This window comes from Lysobacter sp. Root983 (assembly GCF_001429345.1).
In the GTDB taxonomy this organism is placed as follows: Bacteria; Pseudomonadota; Gammaproteobacteria; order Xanthomonadales; family Xanthomonadaceae; genus Lysobacter.
In genome coordinates this window covers 131,593-138,612 of record NZ_LMJO01000018.1, presented here as the reverse complement: position 1 = coordinate 138,612, position 7,020 = coordinate 131,593, and the positions used below count along the sequence as shown (strand labels likewise).

Annotated in this window: 2 protein-coding genes and 1 pseudogene; all 3 read right to left on the bottom strand. The window is 66.6% G+C overall.

What is annotated here, in order from left to right; all coding sequences use genetic code 11:
* Nucleotides 1-683: pseudogene (locus ASE43_RS22735) on the bottom strand (hypothetical protein); the annotation flags it as partial.
* Between the two features lie 4,123 nt (nt 684-4,806).
* Complete coding sequence (locus ASE43_RS19280) at nt 4,807-6,153, bottom strand: NAD(P)/FAD-dependent oxidoreductase (protein WP_057161602.1); 1,347 nt, start codon at nt 6,151-6,153, stop codon at nt 4,807-4,809.
* Nucleotides 6,146-7,003 carry a DUF6875 domain-containing protein gene (locus ASE43_RS19275; RefSeq protein WP_056177032.1) on the bottom strand — a complete coding sequence of 286 codons (858 nt, stop codon included), beginning with the start codon at nt 7,001-7,003 and terminating at the stop codon, nt 6,146-6,148. Before ASE43_RS19275 ends, ASE43_RS19280 begins: the two co-directional genes overlap by 8 nt.
* Between the last annotated feature and the right edge of the window lie 17 nt (nt 7,004-7,020).

Genomic DNA, 7,020 nt, shown 5'->3' with positions numbered 1-7,020 from the left:
ACGAAGTTCGTGCTGTCCAGATCGGGGTCCTGATTCGGAGGGCTGTTACCGAAGGCTTCGCCCTGTAGCGCCCAAGTCCAGATCGCAACGTTGCGAGTGCGGTCGATGACGGCRCGCGGGGTGCCCAGGTGGTCGGGCTCGATGTAGTGCAGTTTCTGGTTGGCACCCGCGCCGGCCAGCAGGCCGACCGGGAGGTCGTCCAGCCAGATCGCTTGTTGCAGGACCGCGCCGTTGTGGTCGTAGTCGCCCAGCCAGCGGCCCGACTCGTCGTAGACGGTGTAGGTGTTCACGGCCGGGGTGCCGCCGCTGCCATCGGGGTTGCCGGTAACGGCCGGGATGGTCGAGAGCACGCGTTCGCCCAGGGCGTTGTAGGCGTAGCTGCGTAGCATGGTGCCGTTTTGCGACACGCTGTTCATGCGGTCGTCTTCGCCGTAGTTGAACTGCTTGAGCGCGCCGCCGATGGCCGTGGTGTTGCCCACGCCGTCGTAGCTGCGCGCGACGCTGCCCACCGAACTCAGGCGATGGTTGCTGCCGGGGTAAGCGAAGTTGGTGGTGATACCGCCGTGCAGCAGGCTGGTGCGGTTGCCGGTGGCGTCGTAGGTGTAGGTCTCGATCGGGATGCTGCTGAGGCCGTCGCGCAGGATGGTCAGGCGGCCCAGGTTGTCGTAGTCGTAGCGGGCCATGTGAAGTTGTTGGCCGAGGNCCGCCGTGCAGCAGGCTGGTGCGGTTGCCGGTGGCGTCGTAGGTGTAGGTCTCGATCGGGATGCTGCTGAGGCCGTCGCGCAGGATGGTCAGGCGGCCAAGATTGTCGTAGTCGTAGCGGGCCAGGAACGCGCTCTGCAGGCCGTCCTTGAGCTCGATGAGCTGACCGGCGGCGTCGTAGCCGTAGTGCAGCGACAGGCCGCCGCTGGCGTTGTCCTGGATCGTGACGGGCCGATAGTCGAGATCGTGCTGACGCGCCAGGGTGCGGCCGTTGCCGTAGACCCAGCCGACCGCCGGGCCGAATGGAGCGTAGCCGGCCTGATTGAGCAGCACCGTGCGGCTACCGCCGTTCGGGGTCACGCCAACTTCGGTGATGCGGCCCTGAGCGTTACGTACGTAGTCGACGACGGCGCCGTCGGGGTAGCTGATCGACTTCACATCGCCCGCAGCGGTGTAGGTGTAGTCGACCATAAAGAACCGGCCACCGACGATCTGCATCTTGGTTTCGACCTGGCCGAAGCGGTCGTAGCAGTAGCGCATCGCGGCGCCGAAGTTCTTGTTCGTGCCGGTCATGCGGCCCTGCGCGAACGCTGGGTCGCCGCCGCAGCCGGTGTTGAAGGTGTCGTAGTGATAGACGATGTCGTTGCCGCCGCTGGTGGCCAGCATCGAGACCGAGGTCAGGCGATTGAGCGCGTCGTAATCGTAGGTGTGCGCCTGGGCATCGTTGGCGTCGAGGCGGCTGTCCAGGTTGCCCGCGCTGTCGTAGCCGTACTGGGTCAGCCCGGTGTCCGGACTGGTCATCTGGGTCACGTCACCGAAGCCGTTGTAGCTGTAGTTCGTCTGCAGCCCCTTGGGGTCGGTCACGCGGGTGACGTTGTCGAGCGCGTCGTAGAGGTAGCCGGTTTCCGCGGCGATGCCGCCCGGGTCCTGCACGGTGCGCGAGACGCGGTTGAGCGGGTCGTAGTCGTGGTCGACCACGCGGCTGAGCGGGTCGGTGACCAGGTTGGGGTTGCCGTCGGCGTCGTAGGTGGTGCCGGTGATGTGGTTGCCGGCGTCCTTGTGCTGGGTTTGCTCGCCCAGGCTGTTGTAGAAACGCGACAGCTGCCGGCGCAGCACTGCGCCACTGTCCTTGGTCTCTTCCTTGATGCGGTTGCCGGCCTTGTCCAAGGTGTAGTGAATGGTGTTGCCGGCGTTGTCGGTGACGTCGGTCAGGCGCTGCGCTGCGTCGTAGGCAAAAGTGATGTAGCTGCCGTCAGGCTGGGTCAGGCGCTGGACCAGGCCGGTAGGTTCGTAAATCGCGCTGGTAATGCGGTCGTCGGCTTCGCTGGCGGCGTTAGGCCCGCGCACCTTGGTGGCGGTCAGCCAGCCGCGCGGGTGGTATTCGTAGTCGGTGACCACGCCGGCAATGTCCTTGAGCGACAGCACCCGGCCTTGGGCGTCGTACTGCAACACCTCGGTGACCTGCCCCAGGGCGTTGGTGGTCTTCCACAGGTCGCCCTTGCGGTGTGGGCAGGTCGCGGGCGCGGATGCGCAGCTGGCGTCGTCGCTGGGGTAGTAGGCGTAAGCGGTGACGTCGTTGACGTCCGTGCGTGGGCCATTGACCGACTTGAGCAGGCCGAGCAGCGGGCAGGTGCTGTTGCTGGCCGCGACATCGGCGGCTTCGCAGTAGACGTAGGCCGTGGTCCGGGTGGCGTTGGTGGCGGTGTCACGCACGGTGACGGAGGTCGGCTGCATTCGTGCGTTGCGAGTGATGCGGGTCTCACGGTTGCCGATCAGAGTCGTCAGCACGCGGTTGATCGCAAGCTCGTGGCGCTGCTCGACGGTGCGCGCCTGCGCTGCGCCCTGCGCTTCGACCACGGTATGGGCGCGAGCAAGAAGGCCCGACACGGTATCGGTGAGTTCCGCATACTGGTGTTTGGTCACGGTCCCGTTGGGATCAGTGACCGTGTCGATGCGGCGGCGGAAGTCGGTGGTTTCAGGGTAGTAGGTGTAGTTGGTCGTTCCGGCGCTGTTGGCGACCGATGCGATTTTGCGCGGCGCACCGCTGGGCGGCGTCGCGGTGAGCGCGTAGACATTCTGACGACCTAAGGCATTCGTGGCGGTGGCGGTGCCGGCCGCCGAATACGACAGCGACAATCCGTCGGTGATATCTCCTAGCGTGCGTGACTGCACACGCGCCTTTTCGTCGTATACATTGGTACTGAGGCGTCGATTATCCTCCGCCGTAACGCCGACCAGCAGCATCGGTATCCCATCAATACCGTAGTGGTAACGGCGCTGCGCGCCGTCCGGATAGGTCGCGGTCTCGACCTGCCCCAATGAGGTGTAGGTGTAGCTAACCAACACCACGCCAGCGGAACTGATCGATGCGATTGGAGCGCCGCCCTTACCAGTGGTGCGAGTGAACTCAAGTACTCGTCCGCCGCTGTGGGTAATCGTGCTCAGTCGCTGCAAACTGTCGTAGCCGTAGGCCAACGTGGTGCCGTCTTCGTAGGCCTGCTGTAACAATCGTCCTTCGGCATCAAAACTCAAAGTGCGATCACCGCGGTACACGACCCAGTTCGTGCCGGAGGCAACCAGCCGGTCGCCGCTGCCATCGCTGGCCTCGTAGGCCGCGCCCACAGACTTGAACGCCGTGTGCCGCCCGTCTGCATCGACCAGCCCGTAGTGCACGGTCGGACTGCCGCCAATCGGATCGGTGCCCATCGCCAAGCGGATGTTGTGCGAGTTGGTCCAGCCCCCGCCGAATCCCCCGCCGGCGACGGAACCACCCGATTGATAGCTGCGCTGCAACGAAACCCAGCCCAGATCGAAGTCGCTGGTGGTCTCCGCCAGGGTGCCGCTGCTGATCTGGCAGTTCTCCTCTGTCGGGCAGGTTCGCACCGGTGCGCTGGCGTAGCTCATCTCGGAGCCAGGCACGCCCGCGCAGGCCTGCTTGGCGGCGCTCCACGCATGCACGGTGATGTTGGGGCATTGAATGGAGCGGTTACGCAGGATCGACCCATTCTCGTTCGTGCTGGTGCAACTGCCGGGCGAGCCGACCGTATAGCTGGCCGTGTAGGTGGTGTTCTCGTTCAGGCTCTGACCGTTGTCCCAACTGCTGTCCACCTGCCAGTTCGGCGACACGGTCACGACGGTGGACGCAGGACAGCCTTGCCCGATGCTGTCCGCGTCCAGACGCTGCTTGATCTGGTCCACCACCATCTGCAAGGTCGCGTTCGGCTGCTGCGGGTCGAGCAGGCTGTGGTGGCTCCACTCGCCCACCACCGGCGGCACGCGCTCGAATTCGTACTGGTAGATCGTGCGGTCGCTCAGCACGGTCTGCTTGGTGACTTCGAAACTGAAGGGGCCGTAGGGCAGCGAGGCGGCATGGATGCTTTCCATGTCCTGCTGCACGGCGCGCTCGGTGAGGTGCGGTCCGTTGAAGGCTAAATCGCTGGTCCAGACCTGGCCGATCTCCTGCGCGGAAGCGGCGCCGCTCAGTAGCGCCAGCAAGCCCAGCGCGGCCGCGAGCGAGCGAGCGCGCACGGCAATGGAGCGGCGGCGGTTTAATCCTTCGTAACCCATACCATCCCCTTCTTGTTGTCTGCGCCAACCTTGCGGACGGCGTGGTTTGCTGCTGAGGCGTGCGCGGCGCGAGCCGGGCATGACCCACGATGAGGCCTACCCGTCGCGGTCGCTGCGACAGCCTCTATAAGAAGTCCAACAAAGCGATGACACGGCGCAAAACCGGACGCGCCCAGGCTTCCTCGCGGCGCTTGCGCCCACCTTCGGCCAACACCAAGACAAGCTCACGACAGGCGCGAATCGGCGAATGGATCGATGCGAAGGAGCCGACGGCGAACGGTCGGCGGGCCCACATTCCTTATGCGTCACTGCGTGGCTCCCCGGTGGGATGCAGCGGTTCCTGTTCGCCCCAGCACGCGGGTTACAGCCCGGTACGGCGTGGGGCCAGCTTCTCCACGGCCGAGGGCAGCGTCAAGTGCCGCGCATCGAGGTTTCGAAACTGTTCGAAGCGTCGGGATTGATGGCACGCAGAATGCATACTTTGTGCAGGGTCATCCAGCGCCGAAACGTGCACAAAGTGCGCCGAAACGGTGACTACTAGCCGCGCAACGCCCACCAGGCCCCGACCGCGACGATCGCCAGCATGCCGGCACCGGCGCCGACCAGGATGCGTTCCTGCCGTTGCGCTTTGGCCAGCGCATCGCCGTAAGGCATCGTGGTGTGCGCGATCATGGTGTACAGCGGCAGCCAGGAACGCGGCAGCAGTCGGTTCAAGGTCACATCCAGGCGCTTGCGCGCGAGGAACCACGGCGACTGCACTTTCTGACGCAGTTCGACGAAGTTGGCCTTGGACAATTCGGCCAGGGTGTCGGTGTGCGGGCGGCGCGAGCGCTCGTAGTCGGCGAACGCGTCCGCGCGCCGGCCCGGATGACGCGCCAGTGCGGCCATCAACGCCGAGCAATCCTCGAACGCCGAGTTCATGCCCTGGCCGTAGAAGGGATAGACCGCGTGGCAGGCGTCGCCGACCAGCACCATCCAGTCCTCGCGGCTCCACGGCGCGGTGCGCGTGGTCACCAGCGAGCCGACCGGATGCGCCATCCATTCCTCGACCAGCTGCGGCAGCAGCGGCAGCAGATCGGGGAAGTACTTGGTGAACAGCGCGCGCACGTCGTCTTCGCTGCGGGTGGTGGCGAAACTGTCCGGGCCCTCGAACGGCAGGAACAGGGTGAGCGTGTGCGAGCCGTCGCGATTGGGATGCGAGACGAACAGGCCGTGGCTGCGCGGCCACACGTGCAGCGCCTCCAGTTCGATCGCCGAGCTGCCGTCGGCCAAGGGTTTGAGGGTGAGCTCCTTGTAGCCCCACTCCAGGTATTCCTGGTGGTAGTCGGCGCGTTCGCCGCGCTGCATTTCCTGGCGCGCGCGCGAGAACGCGCCGTCGGCGCCGACCACCCAATCCGGGCGCACCTTCAAGGTCGCGCCGCCGGCGTCGAATTCGAGTTCGCGCGCGACCTTGTCGGCCGCGACCAGGCGATGGCCGAAATGCAGGCGCACCTGCGGATGACGCTCGGCGCGATCCAGCAGCAGGCGGTTGAGTTCGTTGCGGTCGATCGAGTGCAGCACTTCGCCGCGGTCCTTGCCGTAGGGCTGGTAGCGGGTGCTGCCGTCGGGCGCGTGGATCACGCGACCGGCCATGGTCACCGAGGTCGGCATCACCGCATCGATCAACTCGGCCTCGGTCAGCGCCTGGATGCCGCGCTTGGACAGACCCAGGTTGATCGAGCGCCCGCCCTCGGCGCCGCTCACGCGCGGATCGGGGCGGCGTTCGTAAACGTCGACGCCGTGACCGAGCGCGGCCAGACGCAGGGCCAGCAGCGAGCCGGCGAGGCCTCCGCCGACGATCGCCACGCGTGCGGCGGCGGTGGATGTGGCGGAGGCGTCAGTCATCGAGCGCGGATCCCGCGGCGGCGCGCGCCGTGCGTGCGCCGCCCGCACGCGCGACGGTGCGCGGCAGGGCACTCAGGCGCGGCGCTTCGACCGCGATCGCGGCCAGACGCAGCTGCAGCTCGGCCTCGACCAGGGCTTCGATCGCCTGTTCGAAGTTATTGCGGCGCAGATTGGGCCCGAGTCGGCGCAGGTAGGAACGCAGATAGGCCGCGCGCGTTTCCGGCGCGTCGATCTCGCGGCGCAGGAACGGCAGGTCGGACTCGACCATGTGCCGGATCGCGAGCATGGGCACCGGGCTGCGCAGCGGGAAGAAATCGGGATTGCGCAGGCCGGGGCTGCTGTTGTGGGCGTGAAACTCGCCCAGCATCAGGCCCAGCTCGACGAAGCCGCCCTTGTTCTCGGCCTGGATGCGATCGACCACGCTGGCGCCGTCGACGCCCAGGTTGGGGAACACGATCAGGATCGACTTGTTGACCGCCGCCGCGCCCGAGCGCGGTTCGATCTCCAGGAACAGGCCGCGGTAGTGCGCGATCAGCTCGGCCATGCGTTCCGGATCGGGCTCGGCATCGGCGACCTCGGTGAGCCAGATCGTGTCCAGGCCCAGCGCCAGCGGCGTGAACGGACATACCGGCCCGGTCCGGCCCAGCTCCGGGTGCGGTTGGGCGAGGAACTCGCGCACCCAGCTGACGATGGTGGGCAGCGGCGCGCTGGCGGGTTGGTTGCGCTCCACGTCGGAGGCGCGCAGCAGCTGGCCGCGCGCGGCCGCGCCCGCGCTCTCGACATGGCTGCGGCCGGCCATCATGGCCGCGTCCGGGTCGGGCAGTTGGAAGGAATCGTTATCTGGGCTCATCGCCTCGCTCCTGGTTC